This window comes from Pseudomonas sp. TE21435, from assembly GCF_056279265.1.
On the sequence record NZ_JBWBQZ010000001.1, the window covers coordinates 2,399,134 to 2,419,205 of the forward strand.

General features: G+C 65.2%; 20 protein-coding genes and 1 tRNA gene. 6 read left to right on the forward strand and 15 right to left on the reverse strand.

Annotated features, from left to right (window positions below; all coding sequences use genetic code 11):
• Positions 1 to 171 precede the first annotated feature (171 nt).
• Positions 172 to 1,653, reverse strand: coding sequence for a glutamate--tRNA ligase (gene gltX, locus ACZ9C1_RS10785; RefSeq protein WP_046854712.1), 1,482 nt, complete (start codon positions 1,651 to 1,653; stop codon positions 172 to 174).
• Positions 1,654 to 1,794: 141 nt separating this feature from the next.
• Between gltX and ACZ9C1_RS10790 the strand changes: the two genes are divergently transcribed.
• The gene (locus ACZ9C1_RS10790) at positions 1,795 to 2,850 is read left to right on the forward strand and encodes an HlyD family secretion protein (protein ID WP_110704140.1); all 1,056 of its coding nucleotides are present in this window, start codon (positions 1,795 to 1,797) and stop codon (positions 2,848 to 2,850) included.
• Positions 2,840 to 4,390, forward strand: coding sequence for an MDR family MFS transporter (locus tag ACZ9C1_RS10795; RefSeq protein ID WP_102685437.1), 1,551 nt, complete (start codon positions 2,840 to 2,842; stop codon positions 4,388 to 4,390). The genes ACZ9C1_RS10790 and ACZ9C1_RS10795 overlap by 11 nt, the downstream gene beginning before the upstream one ends.
• A gap of 161 nt (positions 4,391 to 4,551) precedes the next feature.
• Here the strand turns inward: ACZ9C1_RS10795 and uvrB are convergent, their stop codons facing one another.
• Positions 4,552 to 6,567 (reverse strand): excinuclease ABC subunit UvrB, encoded by a 2,016-nt coding sequence (gene uvrB / locus ACZ9C1_RS10800; RefSeq protein ID WP_110704136.1) that lies wholly within the window; start codon positions 6,565 to 6,567, stop codon positions 4,552 to 4,554.
• 288 nt (positions 6,568 to 6,855) lie between these two features.
• On the opposite strand from uvrB, the gene ACZ9C1_RS10805 reads away from it, so the two are divergent.
• Both ACZ9C1_RS10805 and ACZ9C1_RS10810 read left to right on the forward strand, forming a co-directional pair.
• Positions 6,856 to 8,052, forward strand: a complete 1,197-nt coding sequence (locus tag ACZ9C1_RS10805) for an amino acid aminotransferase (protein WP_094012465.1) — start codon at positions 6,856 to 6,858, stop codon at positions 8,050 to 8,052.
• Positions 8,053 to 8,113: 61 nt separating this feature from the next.
• A tRNA-Asn gene (locus ACZ9C1_RS10810) sits at positions 8,114 to 8,189 on the forward strand.
• Positions 8,190 to 8,243: 54 nt separating this feature from the next.
• Here the strand turns inward: ACZ9C1_RS10810 and ACZ9C1_RS10815 are convergent.
• The 13 genes from ACZ9C1_RS10815 to ccmA form a co-directional block, all read right to left on the reverse strand.
• Complete coding sequence (locus tag ACZ9C1_RS10815; protein ID WP_476253969.1) at positions 8,244 to 8,660, reverse strand: cupin domain-containing protein; 417 nt, start codon at positions 8,658 to 8,660, stop codon at positions 8,244 to 8,246.
• 109 nt (positions 8,661 to 8,769) lie between these two features.
• On the reverse strand, positions 8,770 to 9,558 hold the full coding sequence (locus ACZ9C1_RS10820) for a PhzF family phenazine biosynthesis protein (protein ID WP_111532663.1): 789 nt from the start codon (positions 9,556 to 9,558) through the stop codon (positions 8,770 to 8,772).
• A 49-nt stretch (positions 9,559 to 9,607) separates the two neighbouring features.
• On the reverse strand, positions 9,608 to 10,546 hold the full coding sequence (locus tag ACZ9C1_RS10825) for a 2-hydroxyacid dehydrogenase (protein ID WP_277505191.1): 939 nt from the start codon (positions 10,544 to 10,546) through the stop codon (positions 9,608 to 9,610).
• 144 nt (positions 10,547 to 10,690) lie between these two features.
• A complete protein-coding gene (locus ACZ9C1_RS10830; protein WP_038706546.1) occupies positions 10,691 to 11,116 on the reverse strand; it encodes a hypothetical protein in 426 nt (141 codons plus the stop codon).
• A gap of 13 nt (positions 11,117 to 11,129) precedes the next feature.
• Positions 11,130 to 12,317 (reverse strand): c-type cytochrome biogenesis protein CcmI, encoded by a 1,188-nt coding sequence (gene ccmI, locus ACZ9C1_RS10835; RefSeq protein WP_457378495.1) that lies wholly within the window; start codon positions 12,315 to 12,317, stop codon positions 11,130 to 11,132.
• Positions 12,310 to 12,786, reverse strand: coding sequence for a cytochrome c-type biogenesis protein (locus ACZ9C1_RS10840; protein ID WP_139673259.1), 477 nt, complete (start codon positions 12,784 to 12,786; stop codon positions 12,310 to 12,312). Before ACZ9C1_RS10840 ends, ccmI begins: the two co-directional genes overlap by 8 nt.
• Positions 12,783 to 13,319 carry a DsbE family thiol:disulfide interchange protein gene (locus tag ACZ9C1_RS10845; protein WP_476253970.1) on the reverse strand — a complete coding sequence of 179 codons (537 nt, stop codon included), beginning with the start codon at positions 13,317 to 13,319 and terminating at the stop codon, positions 12,783 to 12,785. Before ACZ9C1_RS10845 ends, ACZ9C1_RS10840 begins: the two co-directional genes overlap by 4 nt.
• Positions 13,316 to 15,289 carry a heme lyase CcmF/NrfE family subunit gene (locus tag ACZ9C1_RS10850; RefSeq protein ID WP_457378523.1) on the reverse strand — a complete coding sequence of 658 codons (1,974 nt, stop codon included), beginning with the start codon at positions 15,287 to 15,289 and terminating at the stop codon, positions 13,316 to 13,318. The genes ACZ9C1_RS10845 and ACZ9C1_RS10850 overlap by 4 nt, the downstream gene beginning before the upstream one ends.
• 11 nt (positions 15,290 to 15,300) lie before the next feature.
• Positions 15,301 to 15,756 carry a cytochrome c maturation protein CcmE gene (gene ccmE, locus ACZ9C1_RS10855; protein WP_023632021.1) on the reverse strand — a complete coding sequence of 152 codons (456 nt, stop codon included), beginning with the start codon at positions 15,754 to 15,756 and terminating at the stop codon, positions 15,301 to 15,303.
• Entirely contained in the window at positions 15,753 to 15,929 is a 177-nt protein-coding gene (ccmD, locus tag ACZ9C1_RS10860) for a heme exporter protein CcmD (RefSeq protein WP_046854700.1), read from the reverse strand. The genes ccmE and ccmD overlap by 4 nt, the downstream gene beginning before the upstream one ends.
• Entirely contained in the window at positions 15,926 to 16,693 is a 768-nt protein-coding gene (locus tag ACZ9C1_RS10865; protein ID WP_102685090.1) for a heme ABC transporter permease, read from the reverse strand. Before ACZ9C1_RS10865 ends, ccmD begins: the two co-directional genes overlap by 4 nt.
• A 46-nt stretch (positions 16,694 to 16,739) precedes the next feature.
• On the reverse strand, positions 16,740 to 17,408 hold the full coding sequence (ccmB, locus tag ACZ9C1_RS10870; protein WP_277505196.1) for a heme exporter protein CcmB: 669 nt from the start codon (positions 17,406 to 17,408) through the stop codon (positions 16,740 to 16,742).
• The gene (gene ccmA, locus ACZ9C1_RS10875) at positions 17,405 to 18,037 is read right to left on the reverse strand and encodes a cytochrome c biogenesis heme-transporting ATPase CcmA (RefSeq protein WP_102685091.1); all 633 of its coding nucleotides are present in this window, start codon (positions 18,035 to 18,037) and stop codon (positions 17,405 to 17,407) included. The genes ccmB and ccmA overlap by 4 nt, the downstream gene beginning before the upstream one ends.
• Before the next feature lie 133 nt (positions 18,038 to 18,170).
• Between ccmA and fliK the strand changes: the two genes are divergently transcribed.
• Both fliK and ACZ9C1_RS10885 read left to right on the forward strand, forming a co-directional pair.
• Positions 18,171 to 19,727, forward strand: coding sequence for a flagellar hook-length control protein FliK (gene fliK, locus ACZ9C1_RS10880; protein ID WP_277505198.1), 1,557 nt, complete (start codon positions 18,171 to 18,173; stop codon positions 19,725 to 19,727).
• On the forward strand, positions 19,724 to 20,068 hold the full coding sequence (locus ACZ9C1_RS10885; RefSeq protein ID WP_102685093.1) for an EscU/YscU/HrcU family type III secretion system export apparatus switch protein: 345 nt from the start codon (positions 19,724 to 19,726) through the stop codon (positions 20,066 to 20,068). The genes fliK and ACZ9C1_RS10885 overlap by 4 nt, the downstream gene beginning before the upstream one ends.
• The last annotated feature ends 4 nt before the right edge of the window (positions 20,069 to 20,072 follow it).

A 20,072-nucleotide genomic window follows, 5' to 3' on the forward strand; every position in this document is an offset into this window, starting at 1 on the left:
TTCAAAAATTTTTTCACAGATAACAATCACTTACCGCCCTGCCCTGCCCCTCTGCGAGGAGTGCGGCCCGTGGGAGCGGGCTTGACCCGCGATGGCGGTCATGAATCCGACATCGCAATCGCGGGGCAAATCGGGTCGCCGCATCGCCGCTCCCACGTGGCTGGAAAGCAATCAGGCGATGTTCGCCAGCAGCTTTTCCCACTCCTTGTTTTCCTTCTTCGACACGCCGCCGAGCAGGTCGATGGCCTGGCGCAGACGGTAGCGGGTCAGGTCGGGGCCGAGGATTTCCATGGCGTCGAGCACCGACACCGAGCTGGCCTGGCCGGTGATGGCGGCGAACATCAGCGGCATGGCGTCGCGCAACTTGAGCTCCAGCGACTCGACCACGGCCTGGATGCAGGCGGTGATGCGGTCCTTTTCCCACTGGCGCAGGCTTTCCAGCTTCCACAGGATCAGCTGCATCACCTGGCGTACCTGGTCGGCCGACAGTTTCTTGCTCTCGAACAGCTTGGCATCGAGCTTCAGCGCGCCTTCAAAGAAGAAGCCGCCCAGCGGGGCAACCTGGCTGAAGGTTTCGACCCGGCCCTGAACATGCGGGGCGATCTTCATCATGTAGTCGCTGTTGAACGCCCACTTCTGCACGCGCGCGGCGAACTCTTCCACCGGCAGTTCACGCAGCCATTGGCCGTTGAGCCACGACAGTTTCTCGATATCGAAAATCGGCCCGCCCAGGGAGATGCGCGACAGGTCGAAGTGCTCGACCATCTCGGCCAGCGAGAACTTCTCGCGCTCGTCCGGCATCGACCAGCCCATGCGCCCCAGGTAGTTGAGCATGGCTTCGGGCATGAAGCCCATGCGCTCGTAGAAGGTCACCGAGGTCGGGTTCTTGCGCTTGGACAGCTTGCTCTTGTCCGGGTTGCGCAGCAGCGGCATGTAGCACAGCTTGGGCTGCTCCCAGCCGAAGTACTCGTACAGCTTGATCAGCTTGGGCGCCGATGGCAGCCACTCTTCACCACGCAGCACATGGGTGATGCCCATCAGGTGGTCGTCGACCACGTTGGCCAGGAAGTACGTCGGCAGGCCGTCGTTCTTCATCAGCACCTGCATGTCCATGCGATCCCATGGAATCTCGACATCGCCACGCAGCATGTCCGGGACCACGCAGATGCCTTCGCTCGGCACCTTCATGCGAATCACGTGGGGCTCGCCAGCGGCCAGGCGGCGCTGCACTTCCTCGTCGCTCAGCAGCAGCGCGCGGCCGTCATAGCGCGGGGTTTCGCCGCGAGCCATCTGCTCGGCACGCATCTGCTCCAGCTCTTCGGCGGTGCAGAAGCAGTAGAAGGCATGGCCTGCATCGACCAGCTCCTTGGCATATCTGGCGTAGATCTCGCCGCGCTCGCTCTGCCGGTACGGGCCATGCGGGCCGCCGACGTCCGGGCCTTCGTTCCATTCGATGCCGAGCCAGCGCAGTGCGTCGAAGATCTGCTGCTCCGACTCACGGGTGGAGCGCAACTGGTCGGTGTCTTCGATACGCAGGATGAACTCACCGCCATGCTGCTTGGCGAAGCAGTAGTTGAACAGGGCGATGTAGGCGGTGCCGACATGGGGGTCGCCGGTGGGCGATGGCGCAATACGCGTGCGAACGGTGGTCATTGAGAGTCTCGAACGAAGAGAAACAAAGGCGCGATGTTAGCAGGGAGCGGGCATCGGGCTCCAGCAATGGCGCTATCGTCACTTGTGACCTTGCCATCGGCCGCTGTTAAATTTACTTACACTTTTGCAATTAATGCCCCCATGCCTAGCCCACTCAAACGTCGCTTGCTGGTCTTCATCACCCTGGTGCTGCTGGTCGGCCTCGCCTTCCTGGCCCACTGGTACTTCAAGGGACGCTTCTACGAGAGCACCGACAACGCCTATGTGCAGGGCGAGATCACGCGTATCTCCAGCCAGCTGGGGGCGCGTATCGACGAGGTGCGCGTCGAGGACAACCAGCACGTGAGCAAAGGCGACGTGCTGGTGCGCCTGGAGGCCGCTGACTTCGAGCTGGCCGTCGAGCGTGCTCGCGCCGCCCTGGCCAGCCGGGAAGCCGAACTCGCCCAGGCGCGCAGCCGCCTGACCCAGCAAGGCAGCCTGATCGCGGCGGGCCAGGCCCAGGTTGCCGCCAACCAGGCCACCCTCGACCGCTCGCAACTGGACCTCAACCGCGCCCAGGCCCTGCGCAAACCTGGGTTCGTCTCCGAAGAGCGAGTGACAACCCTGTCGGCCGAAAGCCATGTCGCCCGCTCCCAGGTGGACAAGGCCCAGGCCGACCTCAAGGGCCAGCGCCAACAGGTCGACGCCCTGGCCGCCGAACTCAAGCGCCTCGACGCGCAGATCGCCAATGCCCACGCCGACCTGGCCCAGGCCGAGCTGAACCTGACCCGCTGCGCGATCCACGCGCCGATCAGCGGCACCATCGGCCAGCGCAACGCACGCAACGGCCAGGTGGTGCAGGCCGGCGCCTACCTGCTGTCTATCGTCCCCGACGAAGACATCTGGGTACAGGCCAACTTCAAGGAAACCCAGATCGGCAGGATGCACCCCGGCCAACGCGCCGAGCTGGTGTTCGACAGCTACCCCGATACACCGGTCGAAGGCCGTGTCGACAGCCTGTTCGCCGCCTCCGGCGCGCAGTTCAGCCTGCTGCCGCCGGACAACGCCACCGGCAACTTCACCAAGGTCGTACAGCGCCTTCCGGTCAAGCTGACCTTCGCCGCGGACAACCCCCTGCACGGTCGCATCCGTCCAGGCATGTCGGTTACCGTCACCGTCGACCTGCGTGGCGAAGACGACGACCAGCATGGCCGGTGACGCGCTGCTGCGCCCCACCGCCGAGCCGACCCGGCGCGACTGGATCGCGGTGATGAGCGTGATGCTCGGCGCCTTCATGGCGGTGCTGGACATCCAGATCACCAACTCCTCGCTCAAGGACATCCAGGGCGCGCTGTCGGCGACCCTGGAGGAAGGCTCGTGGATCTCCACCTCCTACCTGGTGGCCGAGATCATCATGATCCCGCTGACCGCCTGGCTGGTGCAGCTGCTCTCGGCCCGACGCCTGGCGGTGTGGGTGTCGCTGGGCTTTCTGCTGTCGTCGCTGCTGTGCTCGATGGCCTGGAACCTAGAGAGCATGATCGTGTTCCGCGCCCTGCAGGGCTTCACCGGCGGCGCGCTGATCCCGCTGGCCTTCACCCTGACGCTCATCAAACTACCCGAGCACCACCGCGCCAAGGGCATGGCCATGTTCGCCATGACCGCCACCTTCGCCCCGTCCATCGGCCCGGCCCTGGGCGGCTGGCTGACCGAGAACTGGGGCTGGGAATACATCTTCTACATCAACATCCCGCCGGGGCTGCTGATGATCGCCGGGCTGCTCTACGGGCTGGAGAAGAAGGAAGCCCACTGGGAACTGCTCAAGAGCACCGACTACGCCGGCATCGTCACCCTCGGCCTGGGCCTGGGTTGCCTGCAGGTGTTTCTCGAGGAAGGCCATCGCAAGGACTGGCTGGAGTCGGGCCTGATCGTCAGCCTGGGCACCGTCGCCCTGCTCGCGCTGATCCTGTTCGTGATCCTGCAGTTCTCCCGGCCGCACCCGTTGATCAACCTGCGCATCCTCGGCAACCGCAACTTCGGCCTGTCGAGCATCGCCAGCCTGGGCATGGGTGTCGGCCTGTATGGCTCGATCTACCTGCTGCCGCTCTACCTGGCGCAGGTGCAGGGCTATAACGCCCTGCAGATCGGCAAGGTGATCATGTGGATGGGCGTACCGCAGCTGTTCCTGATCCCGCTGGTACCGCAACTGATGAAGGTGATCCCGCCGAAGGTGCTGTGCGCCCTGGGCTTCTGCCTGTTCGGCGCGGCCAGTTTCGGCTCCGGCGTGCTCAACCCGGATTTTGCCGGCCCGCAGTTCAACCAGATCCAGGTGATCCGCGCCCTCGGCCAGCCGATGATCATGGTGACCATCTCGCTGATCGCCACCGCCTACATCCAGCCGCAGGACGCGGGGTCGGCTTCGAGCCTGTTCAATATCCTGCGCAACCTGGGAGGCGCCATCGGCATCGCCCTGCTGGCGACGCTACTGGATGCGCGGACCAAGGTGTACTTCGACTATTTGCGCGAGGCGGTGGTGCCGAACAATCCGCAGGTCGCCGAACGCCTGGCGCAACTGGCCGAACGCCTGGGCAGCGACAATGCGGCACTGGGCAAACTGTCCGAGATCACCCATCAGCAGGCCTTGATCATGGCCTACAACGATGCCTTCCACTTTGTCGGCGTCGGCCTGGTGGTGAGCATGCTGGCGGTGCTGTTGACGCGCAAGCTGCCACAGGGGTTGAAGGCCGGGGAAGCACATTGAGGGGGCGCTACCCGCCCCATCGCCGGCAAGCCGGCTCCCACACCGACCGCGTCGATTTCAAGGTATTTACCCAAACTTGCGCAAACCCTGTGGGAGCCGGCTTGCCGGCGAATGGGCTGCGAAGCGGCCCCTGTCTCCCACAGAGATAACACCCTGATCCATCAACTGGCCAGCAAGCGTTCGCGCAACTGTCCGATCTCGTCGCGCAATTGCGCCGCCGCCTCGAACTCCAGGTCGCGGGCGAACTGGAACATCTTTTCTTCCAGTTGCTTGATGCGTTTGGTGATCTGCGCCGGGGTCTGCAGCTCGACCTCGTAGCGCCCGGCCTCTTCCGCCGCCTTGGCCATGCCCTTGCGCTTCTTACTGCGGGCTCCGGGCACGGTGGCGCCTTCAAGGATGTCGGTGATGTCCTTGACCACGCCCTTGGGCACGATGCCGTTGGCCTGGTTGAAGGCGACCTGCTTCTCGCGGCGTCGCTCGGTCTCGTCGATGGCGCGCTGCATGGAGCCGGTGATGTTGTCGGCGTAGAGAATCGCCCTGCCGTTGAGGTTACGCGCAGCGCGGCCGATGGTCTGGATCAGCGAGCGCTCCGAGCGCAGGAAACCTTCCTTGTCGGCGTCGAGGATCGCCACCAGCGACACCTCGGGCATGTCCAGGCCCTCGCGCAGCAGGTTGATCCCCACCAGCACGTCGAAAGTCCCCAGGCGCAGGTCGCGGATGATCTCGACCCGTTCGACGGTGTCGATGTCCGAGTGCAGGTAGCGCACCCGCACATCGTGGTCGGCCAGGTAGTCGGTGAGGTCCTCGGCCATGCGCTTGGTCAGCGTGGTGGCCAGCACCCGCTCGCCCAGGGCGACGCGCTTGCCGATCTCCGACAGCAGGTCGTCGACCTGGGTCAGGGCCGGGCGCACCTCGACCTGCGGGTCGACCAGGCCGGTCGGCCGCACCACCTGCTCCACCACCCGCCCGGCGTGCTCGGCCTCGTAGGGTCCGGGGGTAGCCGAGACGAAGATGGTCTGCGGGCTGACCGCCTCCCACTCATCGAAACGCATGGGCCGGTTGTCCAGTGCCGACGGCAGGCGGAAGCCGTACTCCACCAGGGTTTCCTTGCGCGAACGGTCGCCCTTGTACATGGCGCCGACCTGCGGAACGCTGACGTGGGATTCGTCGATCACCAGCAGCGCGTCATCCGGCAGGTAGTCGTAGAGCGTGGGCGGCGGCGCGCCGGCCGGGCGGCCGGAGAGGTAGCGCGAGTAGTTCTCGATGCCGTTGCAGTAGCCCAGCTCGAGGATCATCTCCAGGTCGAAGCGGGTGCGCTGCTCCAGGCGCTGCGCCTCGACCAGCTTGTTGCTCGAGTTCAAGTACTCAAGGCGCTGCTTGAGTTCTTCCTTGATGCCGTCCACCGCCTCGACCAGGGTTTCCCGCGGGGTCACGTAGTGGCTCTTGGGGTAGAAGGTGAACCGCGGCAGCTTGCGGATGACCTCGCCGGTGAGCGGGTCGAAGGCGGCGATGTTCTCCACTTCGTCATCGAACAACTCGATGCGGATGGCCTCCAGGTCCGATTCGGCCGGGAAGATGTCGATCACGTCGCCGCGCACGCGGAAGGTGGCGCGGGCGAAATCCATCTCGTTGCGGGTGTATTGCAGATCGGCCAGGCGCCGCAGCAGAGCGCGCTGGTCGAGCTTGTCGCCACGGTCGACGTGCAGGACCATCTTCAGGTACGTCTCGGGGCTGCCCAGGCCGTAGATGCACGATACGGTGGTGACGATGATCGCGTCGCGCCGCTCCAGCAGCGCCTTGGTCGCCGACAGGCGCATCTGTTCGATATGGTCGTTGATCGAGGCGTCCTTCTCGATGAAGGTGTCCGACGACGGCACATAGGCTTCCGGCTGGTAGTAGTCGTAATAGGAGACGAAGTATTCGACGGCGTTGTTCGGGAAGAATGCCTTGAACTCGCCGTAGAGCTGGGCGGCCAGGGTCTTGTTCGGCGCCAGCACCATGGTCGGGCGCTGCACCTGCTGGATGACGTTGGCGATACTGAAGGTCTTGCCCGAGCCGGTCACCCCGAGCAGGGTCTGGTGCGAAAGGCCGGCGTCGATGCCCTCGACCATCTGGCGGATGGCCTCGGGCTGATCGCCGGCCGGCTGGAAGCGGGTGACGAGCTGAAACTCGGACATGACGGACCTCGTGGATGTCGCGGCAACTGTAAATTTAGCCAGTAGTCTATACCCAAATGCGCCCCCGGGGCGCCAGATTCAAGCGCGACCCTCGCCCCTTCAAGGCAATGGACCGGGCAATTCGACCAATGGTCGAAAAATATTTGCGCAAACAGCCGGAAAAGCTGCGCCAGACTGTCGCAGTGACCGGTGGGTATCACTATACTGACTCCCCGTTTGCGCACCGCTTCAGTGCCTTCGGCTGGAGCGTGGCGACCCTATCACTCTCCTATCAGAGCCAAGGTAACAATGAGCCTGTTTTCCGCTGTCGAGCTGGCACCCCGCGACCCTATCCTGGGCCTCAACGAAGCATTCAACGCCGACCCACGCACCGACAAGGTGAACCTGGGCGTGGGCGTCTACTGCAATGAGGAAGGCCGCATCCCGCTGCTGCGCGCGGTGATCGCAGCCGAGACCGCCCGTGCCGCCCAGCACGCCTCCCGCGGCTATCTGCCGATCGACGGCATCGCCCAGTACGACCAGGCCGTGCAGAAGCTGATCTTCGGCGCCGAATCGCCGTTGCTGGCCGCAGGCCGCGTGGTCACCGTGCAGGCTGTCGGCGGTACCGGCGCGCTGAAGATCGGCGCCGATTTCCTCAAGCGCCTGCAGCCGGGTGCCGTGGTCGCCATCAGCGACCCGAGCTGGGAAAACCACCGCGCCCTGTTCGAGAGCGCCGGCTTCCCGGTACAGACCTACCGCTACTACGATGCCGCCAGCCAGGACGTCAACCGCGCCGGCATGCTCGAAGACCTGAACAGCCTGCCATCGGGCTCGGTCATCGTGCTGCACGCCTGCTGCCACAACCCGACCGGCGTCGACCTGTCGCTGGACGACTGGAAGAACGTGCTGGAAGTGGTCAAGGCCAAAGGCCACATCCCGTTCCTCGACATGGCCTACCAAGGCTTCGGTGCCGGCATCGACGAAGACGCCTTCGCCGTGCGCCTGTTCGCCGAATCGGGCCTGGAGTTCTTTGTCTCCAGCTCATTCTCCAAGTCGTTCTCGCTGTACGGCGAGCGTGTTGGTGCACTGTCGATCGTCACCGCCTCGAAGGACGAGAGCACCCGCGTGCTGTCGCAGGTCAAGCGGGTTATCCGCACCACCTACTCCAACCCGCCGACCCACGGCGCCAGCATCGTCGCCGCGGTGCTCAACAGCCCCGAGTTGCGCCAGATGTGGGAGACCGAGCTGGCCGAGATGCGCGAGCGTATCCACGGCATGCGCAAGCAGATGGTCGAGCTGCTGGCCGAGTACGGCGCCAAGCGTGACTTCAGCTTTGTCGGCCGCCAGTGCGGCATGTTCTCCTACTCGGGCCTGACCGTTGAACAAGTGGCACGCCTGAAGAACGAGTTCGGCATCTACGCGCTGGACACTGGCCGCATCGCAGTCGCCGCGCTGAACCAGAGCAACATCCACGTGGTCACCAAGGCCATCGTAGAAGTGCTGTAACTGCTTGATTGTCTTGGGGAAGCTTGACTTCCCCGAGACACGCAGTAAGATACGCGCAGATTCCGCGATAGCTCAGTCGGTAGAGCAAATGACTGTTAATCATTGGGTCCCTGGTTCGAGTCCAGGTCGCGGAGCCAAACACTGAAAACCTCCAGATGCGCAAGCACTGGAGGTTTTTTATTGCCTGCGGTTCAGCGCTTTGGCAACGGCTCGGTCACCGGCTTGCCCTCCTCCACCAGGCTCCATACCAGAAGCTTGGCTGGCGCGCTTTTACTGGCATTGCGTGAGACGCTGTGCACCGTCCCCGGGGCCTCGTACCAGAATTCGCCGGCCTTGTAGGTCTTCTCCGGTTCGTCATTGAGCTTGGATGTCACCGCCCCTTCCAGCACATAGGCCATGACCGCACCCGGATGCCAGTGGCCGGGCGATGCCTCGCCAGGGGCATAGCTCACCGTGAGCATCACGGCTTTGTTGCCGGGGGCATTGGTGGGGAGCTGTTCCTGGAGGATGCTGACCTGATCGGGCTTTTCGCCATGTGCCCAGGCCAGGGACAGTGGGGCGAGCAGGCCGAGCGTCAGCAGGGCTGCGGGGAAATGGACAGATCGCATGGGGCTTCTCCTGTAGGGATCTGCCTGCAGGTTAAGCCCGGCATCACCAGGGGCAAACGGCCAATTCGCGGAAAAAGCGGGAGGCCGATTGGCCGCCCGCCAGCGGCACTCAAATAAAAATCACACCCCGCAGATACAGCGCCCCCCGCCCACTGATGATCACTCGCCCATTGCCCGGCACATCACACTGCAACTGCCCCTTGCGCGCCCCACCCTGCTCACAGCGCAAGCTGTTTTTGCCCAGCCGCTCAGCCCAATAAGGCGCCAGGGAAGTATGGGCCGACCCGGTTACCGGATCTTCATTGACGCCCACCCTCGGCCCGAACCACCGCGTGACGAAATCGAACCCACGCCCCGCCGCCGTCACTGCAATCCCCCGCACATCGAATGACGACAACGCCACGAAATCCGGCTTGAGCCCTTCGATCAGCGAAGCATCGTCAATCACCAACACATAATCGTCCGTCCGATACAACGCCCGGGCCTCGCTCAACCCCAACGCCTCGAGCAACCCCGGCGCAATCTCGACGGCAACCGGCTGCTTGGCCGGGAAATCCATCGCCAGCAGACCATCGGCATTGCGGCTCACCCGCAACTCCCCGCTGCGGGTATTGAAGCGCAGCACCTCGGCCTGCTCCCCCAGTTGCTCGAACAGCACCCAGGCCGCGGCCAATGTCGCATGACCGCACAGATCGACTTCCACCGCCGGGGTGAACCAGCGCAGGTCGAACGCTTCGCCATTTCGCACGAAGTAAGCCGTTTCGGACAGGTTGTTCTCTTCGGCGATGCGCTGCAGAACGTCGTCGGCCAACCACTGCTGCAGGGGAATCACCGCCGCAGGGTTGCCGCCGAAAGGCGTGGACGAAAAGGCATCGACCTGGAAGATCTCTAGTTGCATGCAAAGGCTCCTCAAGCCCGGCGCAGTGCCGGGCGGACTCGAAAAGGATTCAACCGCGAACCGGGGTCAGCACCGGCTCGCCGGCAAAGAACGCCTGCAGGTTGCGCAGCACCAGGGTCACGGTGTCGCGCGCCGCTTCCGGCGACTGCCCGGCCACATGCGGGGTCAGCACCGTGTTGCCCAGCGCCTTCAGCGCAGCGGGCACTGCCGGCTCGTCGTCGAACACATCCAGCGCGGCCCCCGCGATCACGCCCTGTTCAAGGGCCGTGACCAACGCCGTGGTATCCACGACGCTGGCCCGGGCGATATTGACCAGGTAGCCCTCGGCGCCCAGGGCCGCCAGCACCGGGGCATCGACCAGATGCCGGGTAGCAGCGCCGCCGGGCGTGGCGACCACCAGGATGTCCACGGCATCGGCCAGGTGCAACGGGCTGTCGTACCAGGTGTACGGTTGGTCCTGGCGGGATGTGCGGCTGTGGTAGCTGACATTCATGTCGAAGCCCTGGCTCGCACGGCGGGCGATGGCCTGGCCGACCGCGCCCAGGCCGATGATGCCCAGGCGCTTGCCGCTGACCGAGGGGCTGATCACCCGGTTCCACTCGCCGCGCCGGGTACTGGCATCGGCACGCGGGATATCGCGCAACAGCGCCAGTAGCAGCGCCATGGCGTGGTCGGCGACGGGACCGGCGTTTGCCCCAGCGCCATTGGTAACGGTAATACCGCGCGCTGCGGCGGCCTCGAGGTCGACCTGCTCGTAGCCGGCACCGATCACGCAGATGATCTTGAGTTGGGTCAACGTGGCAATTTCGTCGGCCGTGAGGCCCAGCGGACCGCGGGTGAGCACGGCGTCGATCTCGTCGGCATGGCGGGCGATGGCGTCGGCGCGCATCTGCGGCGACGGTGCGCGGATCAGCCGGTAGCCGGCCTGTTCCAGTAGCGGCAGGTAGTCATCGACGGTTTCCACCAGCACCAGGACTGTCTTGCTCATGCCACCCTCCGGTTGTATGCGAAGGGGGATTATGCCAGCTGTTGGCGCCGCCGGCCCTGTCGCGGGGCAAGCCCGCTCCCACGCCAGCCCGAAACGATGGCCTCCCGTGGGAGCGAGCTTGCCCCGCGATCAGGCCAACGGCAATTATTGCGCGAACGCCCTGCCCAGGCCGCCCGGCACGCCACTGCTGTCGGTTTCCTGCCAAGGCCCGCTAGGACTGAGCGACCAGCTCCAGCCATTGTTCCAGCGATAATAGGTGCGCTGACGGTAGAAGGTGTTGGGTTGCTTCTCCAGTACATAGACCCCCAGCTTCGGGTCCCAATGGCTGGCGCCACCGGGCGGCGGCGCGAAGCTGGCAGAAGTGCGTGGCATGGGCTTGGGAATCGCCGCCGGCTTGCTCGGCTGGGTACCCGGCTGGCCACCTGGCAGTGGCTTGACCACCGGCCCCTGGTGCGGTGGCGGCGTGGTCTCGATAGGCGGCAGCGGTTCACGCTCCCCCGGCTGGTGCACCGTACACGCGGAAAGACCCAGGGCCAGGGTGATCAGGGTCAGGCGGACGGTGCTGTTCATGACGGTTGCTCTCTTACGGATCGGGGCTGTCGATGGTCAGGTGCTGGGTGGCCTGGGTGGTGGTGGCCAGTGGCGCACTCTGGCCCTTCCACTCGCCGCGGGTCGGCACGCCTGCGCGCGAGACTCGGGCAACCAGTTGGACTTCGGTGAAGTCCGACAGTTTCATCTGCGGCATCATCGCGTCGGCATCCGACAGCTCCACTTCGATCGGCAACTGCGCCACCGTCACCCGCTTGGCCGCCAGCGGCATGGGCGGGCCATTGCTGGCGCGGGCGAAGATGAACACGGTGTCATCCGGGCGCACCTTGTCCTTGAGCGCCGCGCCCAGCTCGACCCGTACTTTCAGGCGCGCAGCCTCGGCGACCTTGCCGCCGCCGGCCTTGAGCTTGTCGGCGGCACGATCGATGCCACCCTGCAACGCGGCACGGGAGGCATCGCCCTCCGGCAGTTGCGCCAACAGGCGCTGCCAGAAGTCGATGGCTTCCTGGAAGCGTTCGCCCTCGAATGCAGCGATGCCACGCAGGCCAAGGCTGGTGACTTCCCGTGGGTCCGCTTTCAGCGCTTCATCGGTGAGCGCTTGCAGTTGCGCCGACCATTGTTTGTCGGCGGCGAAGTACAGCGCCTGGGCCCATTGCCCGAGCAGCTCGGGTTGGCGCCCGGCAAGGGCCACGGCACGCTCGAAGGCCTTGGCCGCGTCGGCCGGCCGTTGCTCGGCCATATAGGCCCGGCCAAGGAAATACAGACCTTCGGCCGAATCCGGCTGGGCCTGCACCGCGCGCTCCAGGCGTGTGGTCATTTCGCTCATCGACTGCGGCGCGCTGGCGAACTCCTGGGTCAGCTCGACCTTGTCGGCTGCGCCGAAGTGCAGGTAGAGCCCCAGGGCCATCGCCGGCACCAGCACCGCCGCCAGCAGCGGGATGGCCTTGCCCAGGCGGCCCAGGCGCACGGCCTCGTCGCGTTCGGTATCGGCCAGCAGCTCGCGGGCGGCTTCGTCACGTCCCGTGGCCAGCTGTCGATCATCGAGCACCCCGGCCGCCTGCTGGGCAGCCAGCTCGGCGACCCGCTCCTCGTAGAGCGCCACATTGAGTGCGGTACGGTCTTGTTCGGCCTGCTGGCGGCGGTGGCCACGCAGGATCGGCAACAGCAGGAAAGCCAGGGCGGCGAGCAGCAGCAGGCCCGCGCTAAGCCAGAATTCAGTCATGGGTACGTTCTTTATCCAGCAGTTTGGCCAGACGCTCGCGTTCGTCGGCGGACAGTTCGGTGTTGCCGGCCACAGCCTGCCCGCGGCGACGGCGGACGATCACCGCCAACACCACGAAACCACTGGCCAGGAGGATACCCGGGCCGAACCACAGCAACCAGGTGCGCCCGCTGAGCGCCGGCTTGTAGCGCACGAAGTCGCCATAGCGATCGACCATGAAATCGACGATCTGCTGGTTGTTCTTGCCTTCGCCCAGCATGCGGAAGATCTCGCGGCGCAGGTCGGCGGCGATCGGTGCGTTGGAGTCGGCGATGTCCTGGTTCTGGCACTTGGGGCAGCGCAGTTCCTTGGTCAGTTGCTGGTAGCGCTCGCGCTCGGCTTCGTCGCGGAACTGATAGGTGTCGATGGCGGCCTTGGCCACCCCGGCCAGGCTCAGGCCGAGCACGGCCGCCGCAAGCCAGCGCCTCATGGCCTGCCCTCGTCGACCAGGCCTTGGTACAGCGGCGCCAACTGCTCGCGCCATACCGTGGCATCGACCACACCGACATGCTTGTAGCGGATGATGCCCTTGGCGTCGATCAGGAAGGTTTCCGGCGCGCCGTACACCCCCAGGTCCAGGCCCAGCGTGCCTTGCTGGTCGGCAATGTTCAGCTGGTAAGGGTTGTGGAACTCGGCCAGCCACTTCAGCGCGGCGGCGTTGTCGTCCTTGTAGTTGACCCCGTGGATTACCACGCCCTGCTCGGCCAGCTGGTTCAGGTAGGGGTGCTCGACCTTGCAGGACGGGCACCAGGTACCCCACACGTTGACCAGCGCCGGGCGCCCGAGCATGTCGGCCTGGGTCAGGGTGCGGTCATCCTGCACCGACGCCAGGGAGAATGCCGGGAATGGCTTGCCGATCATTGCCGAAGGCAGTTCGTCGGGCTTGAGGAACAACCCCTTGTAGAGAAAGACCGCCACCAGCAGGAACACCGCCAGCGGCACGACCATGATCCAACGCTTCATGCCGTTGCTCCAGACACGCCCAGGGCCTCACGCACCCGGGTCTTGACCTTGACGCGGTAGCGCCGGTCGAGGGCCGCCAGCAAGCCGCCCAGGCCGGTCAGCAGACCGCCCAGCCAGATCCAGCGGACATAAGGTTTGATATGCACCCGCACCGCCCAGGCGCCGTTTTCCAGCGGCTCCCCCAAGGCGACATACAGGTCTCGGGTGAAACCGGCATCGATGCCGGCCTCGGTCATCATCGACTGCTGCACGGTGTACAGGCGTTTTTCCGGGTGCAGCACGGACACTTCGCGGCCATCGCGCGAAACACGCACAGTGCCCTTGTCGGAGATGAAGTTCGGCCCTTCGAAGTGTTTGGCACCCTCGAACAGGAAGTGGTAACCGCCCAGCTCGACGGTCTCGCCCGGCGCCATGCGCAGGTCGCGCTCGGCACTGTTATTGCTCGACAACACCACGCCCAGGGCACAGACCACCAGCCCCAGGTGAGCCAGGTGCATGCCCCAGTAGCTGCGGTTGAGCCCACCAAGGCCTTTGACCAGGCCCTTGTGACGGGTCTTGTCGAGAATGTCGCGCACGCCGCTCAGGACTACCCAGGCGGCCAGGGCGAACACGCTGAGGGCTGGCCAGTCGAAATCATCGACGATCAGCCCGGCGACCGGCGCCAGCACCGCGCTGCCAACCAGCACCGGGGTCAACATGCCGGCCAGCCACTTGCCGGGGGTATCCTTCCAGCGCACCACCACACCGATACCCAGCACCACCATCAGCAGCGCCATCAGCGGCAGGAACAAGGCGTCGAAGTACGGCGGGCCGACCGACAGCTTGGCCCCGGTCAGGGCATCGAGCACCAGCGGGTACAGCGTGCCGAGCAGGATCATCGACGCCGCCACCACCAGCACCAGGTTGTTGGCCAGCAGCAAGGTTTCACGGGACCACAGCGCAAAACCCACCTGGCTCTTGACTACCGGGGCGCGCAGGGCGAACAGGGTCAGCGAGCCGCCGACCACGAACAACAGGAAAAACAGGATGAAGATGCCGCGCGAAGGGTCGGCGGCGAACGCGTGCACCGAGGTCAGTACACCGGAGCGCACCAGGAATGTACCCAGCAGACTCAGGGAGAACGCGGCGATGGCCAGCAGCACGGTCCAGCTCTTGAACACCCCGCGCTTCTCGGTGACCGCCAGCGAGTGGATCAGCGCCGTGCCCACCAGCCAAGGCATGAACGAGGCGTTTTCGACCGGGTCCCAGAACCACCAGCCGCCCCAGCCCAGTTCGTAGTAGGCCCACCACGAGCCGAGGGTGATGCCAACGCCCAGGAAAGCCCAGGCGACGATAGTCCAGGGCCGCGACCAGCGCGCCCAGGCCGCGTCCAGGCGCCCGCCGAGCAAGGCGGCGATGGCGAAGGCGAAGGCCACCGAAAAGCCCACATAACCCATGTACAGCATCGGTGGGTGGACGATCAGGCCGAAGTCCTGCAGCAGCGGGTTGAGGTCGCGACCGTCGCCCGGTACCTGCGGCAGCAGGCGCTGGAACGGATTGGAAGTGATGATCAGGAAACTCAGGAAGCCCACGCTGATCATGCCCATGACCGCCAGCACCCGGGCCAGCATCACCTGGGGCAGCTGGCGCGAGAAGATCGACACGGCGAAGGTCCAGCCGCCGAGGATCAGCGCCCACAGCAGCAGCGAGCCTTCGTGCGCGCCCCACACGGCACTGAACTTGTAGTACCAGGGCAAGGCGCTGTTGGAGTTGCTGGCCACATAGGCGACCGAGAAGTTGTCGGTCATGAAGGCATGGGTAAGGCAGGCGAAGGCGAAAGCCAGGAAGGCGAACTGCCCCCAGGCCGCCGGCCGTGCCAGGCCCATCCATAGACTGTCGCCGCGCCAGGCGCCGAGCAGCGGCACGCTGGCCTGCACGGCGGCGAAGCAGATGGCCAGGATCATCGCCAGCTGGCCCAGTTCGGGGATCACCAGGGCTGCGTTCATGGCTTGGCCCCCGCATCACTGGCGGCCTGGCCGCTTTCTTTCAGGGCCTTGGTGACTTCCGGCGGCATGTATTTCTCGTCGTGCTTGGCCAAAACCTCATCGGCCACCACCACGCCATCGGCATTGAGCTTGCCAAGGGCGACGATGCCCTGCCCTTCGCGGAACAGGTCAGGGAGGATGCCGCGGTAGGTGATCGGTACCGACTTGCTGTAGTCGGTGACCACGAAACGTACGTCGAGCGAATCGGCCGAGCGCTGCACCGAGCCCTTCTCGACCATGCCGCCGGCGCGGATACGGGTGTCCAGGGGCGCCTCGCCGTTGGCGATCTGCGTCGGGGTGTAGAACAGGTTGATGTTCTGCTGCAGCGCACTCAGGGCAAAGCCCACGGCGACGCCGACACCGGCCAGCAGGCCGAGGATGATGAACAGGCGTTTCTTGCGCTGCGGATTCACGGTTTGTTCTCCCGGCGCAGACGACGCGCCTCTTCTTGCAGGTAGCGACGGCGGGCCAGCAGGGGCGCGGCGACATTCAGCGCCAGCACCGCCAAGCAGATGCCGTAGGCCGACCAGACGTACAGGCCATGGTGGCCCATGGCGAGGAAATCACTGAAGGAGGCAAAGCTCATCGTGCCGCCTCCCGGCCAAGCTGGCTCAATACCTCATCCTTGACCCAACTGGCCCGCGCCTCGCGCTTGAGCACTTCCAGACGCATGCGCAGCAACAGCACGGCGCCGAAGAAGCAATAGAAGCCCAACGCGGTGATCAGCAGCGGCGCCCACATTTCCACCGGCATTGCCGGCTTTTCGGTGAGGGTGAAGGTGGCGCCCTGGTGCAGGGTATTCCACCACTCCACCGAGTACTTGATGATCGGGATGTTGATCACACCGACGATCGCCAGTACCGCACAGGCCTTGGCCGCGCTGTCGCGGTTGCTGATGGCCTGGCCCAGGGCAATGATGCCGAAGTACAGGAACAGCAGGATAAGCATGGAGGTCAGGCGCGCATCCCAGACCCACCAACTGCCCCAGGTGGGCTTGCCCCAGATCGCCCCGGTGACCAGCGCCACCGCGGTCATCCAGGCACCGATGGGCGCCGCGCACTGCAGCGCGACATCGGCCAGTTTCATCTTCCACACCAGCCCCACCACGCCTGCCACGGCGAGCATCACATAGCACGACTGCGCCAGCATGGCGGTCGGCACATGGATATAGATGATGCGGAAGCTGTTGCCCTGCTGGTAGTCCTGGGGGGCAAAGGCCAGGCCCCAGGTGATGCCGACCAGCATTAGCACGATGGCGCAAACGGTCAGCCATGGCAGCATGCGGCCGCTGATGGCATAGAACCATTTGGGGGAACCCAGCTTGTGGAACCACGTCCAGCTTATTTTCATCAGGGTACATCCAGGGTATTGGCCGGGCTGCAATGCCCGGCACTCGTTATTCGCCGACGCTGATCTTCAGGCCGGCCGCGATCGCAAAGGGTGCCAGTGTCACCGCCAGGGCCGTCAGGCTGGCGAGCCAGAGCAGATGGCCGGTGGCGGGCATATTCTGCAATGCCGCCTGCAACGCACCACTGCCCAGGATCAATACAGGGATATACAACGGCAGAATCAGCAACGCCAGCAGCAGGCCGCCGCGCTTGAGACCGACCGTCAGCGCCGCGCCCACCGCGCCCAGAAGGCTCAGCACCGGGGTGCCCAGCAGCAAGGAGGCGAGCAGCACCGGCAGGCAACTGGGCGGCAGGCCCAGCATCAGCGCCAGCAATGGTGCCAACAATACCAGCGCCAACCCGGAAAAGATCCAGTGCGCCAGCACCTTGGCCAGCACCAGAATGGCCAGCGGATGCGGCGAAAGCACCCACTGCTCGAGCGAGCCGTCCTCGAAATCACTGCGAAACAACCCGTCCAGCGACAACAATACCGCCAGCAAGGCCGCTACCCAGACCAGTCCTGGCGACAAGGTTTGCAACAATTGTGTCTCGGGCCCCACCGCCAGCGGGAACAGGGCGACGACAATGGCGAAGAACACCAGCGGGTTGGCCAGCTCCGCCGGGCGGCGGAACAACAGCCGCGCCTCGCGGCGCAACAGAAGGAGGAATACGCTCATGCCGCCCATTGTCCCAGGTTCAGCTCGCGATAGCCGGATGGCTTGCGTTCGAGCGTATGGTGGGTGGTCAGCACCACGGTACCACCCTGCTCGCAGTGCGCTGCAAGGTGGGCTTCCAGTTGCGCCACGCCCTGCTTGTCGAGGGCAGTGAACGGTTCGTCGAGGATCCACAGCGGCGGGCTGTCCAGGTACAGCCGGGCCAGGGCCACGCGGCGCTGCTGGCCGGCAGACAAAGTATGACAGGGCACGTCCTCGAAACCGCGCAGGCCGACGGCCTCCAGCGCCTTCCAGATCGCCTCGCGGTTGGCCGGGCGGTGCAACGCGCAGAGCCAGGCAAGGTTCTCTTCGGCGCTGAGCAGGTCCTTGATCCCGGCGGCATGGCCGATCCACAGCAGGATGCTGGCCAGAGCATGGCGTTGTTCGGCCAACGGCTGGCCCCCCAGCAGGATCTGCCCGGCGGTGGGTTGCATGAGCCCGGCCAGCAGGCGCAACAGGCTGGTCTTGCCGCTGCCATTGGGGCCGGCTACCTGCAGCATGTCGCCAGGGTGCAGTTCGAAGTGCAGGTGCTCGAACAGCAGCCGCCAGTCGCGCTCGCAGGCCAGGCCCGCGGCTTGGAGGTGAAGGGTCACGGTATCGCCTTATGCAGTCTGTGTCTCAAGTCGCATCAACCCTTGCCGTTATACTGGCAATGGCGAGCGAGCGGCATTATTGCACGCGTCACCGCACTGCCAAGAGGGCTGGTTCGACAGGTTGTATACAATCATGACTGAAATCAATAGTCTCAGCACACAAACCGCGGTAAGCGCCCAAGCGACACGGGTTGCGATGACCGGCGAGATGCTGCGCCTGCTGCAGGCCCAACCCGGCCTGCTGCCGCCTGGAGAAACCGCCAAGGCCGAGGTCATCACCCTGCGCCAGGTCGGCCAGGAATTCCAGATGCTGCTGCGGCTTGCCCAGGCCAACGGCAACCAGACACAAGTACTGACCACTGCCAGCCAGCCCATGCCGCCCGGCAGCCAGATCCTGGTCAGCCAGCCCGAGGCCAACCGCCTGGCGCTAATGGTGCAACAAGCCACTGCCAGCAACATCGCCACCCTGACCCAGCTCGACACCCGGCAGATGCCGGTCGGCACCTTGCTCCAGGCCAAGGTTCTGACCAGCCAGGCCTTGTCGCAGGGCCCTGGCCTGCCCGCGACCTTCCGTTCACTGGTGAGCCTGCTCAACAGCAGTCAGGCAGGTGCCACCCTGGCCATTGACAGCCCTCGACAGCTCCCCGTGGGCAGCCTGCTGAGCGCGCTGGTGCAGGGGGAGCAGGCGCTGCGTTTCGTGCCCCTGAGTGGCCGACAGGACCAGTTGGCCGTTACCCAGCACCTGTCGACCCAGCAGGGTCTCCAGGCTTCGCTGCCAGGCGTGCTCGCCAGCCTGCAACGAATCGCCAGCAGTCCCGATGCGCCCCCCGAGTTGCGCGCCAGCGCCGAGCGCCTGCTCACCAACCTGCCGGATGCCCGACAGATGGGAGACGCCAAAGGCCTGGCGCAGGCGCTCAACAACAGCGGAACGTTCTTCGAGTCCAAGCTTCTCGGCGGGCAGGCGAGCAGTATCGCGCCCGATCTCAAGGCTCAACTGGTCAAGCTGGTGGCCCAGGCACTGCCCGGTACCCCCGGACACCTGCCGCTGGCCACCGCGACCATCGCCCAGGCCTTGCCAGGCCTGGCCCGCAGCGCCCTGGGCATGCTTGGCCAGGTCAGCCCGCGACCACTGCCCAGTGCATTCCCCCTGCCCTCACGCCTGCTGCAGAAGCTGGAAAGCGAAGGCGATCTGCAACAATTGCTGCGCCTGGCCGCCGCCGCCATCTCCCGATTGCAAAGCCACTCGCTGTCCAGCCTGCAACAGAGCGGCACGCTCGAGAACGGCAATCAGCAGACCACCTGGCAAACCGAAGTACCGGTACGCCATGGCCAGGAATTCGTGCCCCTGCAGGTCAAGCTACAGCGCGAGGAAACCCCGGAACAGCAGGCCGAGCGGGAACGAGAACAGTCTGAACCGCTGGAAGCCCTGTGGCGTGTCGAGCTGGCCTTCGACCTCGCGCCACTGGGCCCATTGCAGGTACAGGCGCAACTGCTCCAGGGCCGGCTGTCAGGCCAGCTCTGGGCGCAACAGGAACGCACCGCGCGCCTGATCGACAGCCAGCTTGGCGCCCTGCGTGAGCGCCTGCTGGCCCGCGGTCTGGATGTGGGCGACCTGGAATGCCACCCGGGTATTCCGCCTCAGGGGCCACGCACACGCCTCGAACAACGCTGGGTGGATGAGACCGCATGAAGCACAAGCAACCGCGCCAGGCCATCGCCCTGAGCTACGACGGCCAGCAGGCCCCGACCCTGAGCGCCAAGGGCGACGACGAATTGGCCGAAGCCATCCTCGCCCTGGCCCGCGAGCATGAAGTGCCGATCTACGAGAACGCCGAGCTGGTACGGCTGCTGACGCGCCTGGAGCTGGGCGAACAGATCCCCGAGGCGCTGTACCTGACCATCGCCGAGATCATCGCCTTTGCCTGGCAGCTGCGTGGCAAGGTACCCCCTGGCTTCAGCGATGAGCCCAGCGCACCACGGGACGTGACTCCGGTAGCCGCGCTACTGCCACCGGGCGGCACTGATAATTAGCTAC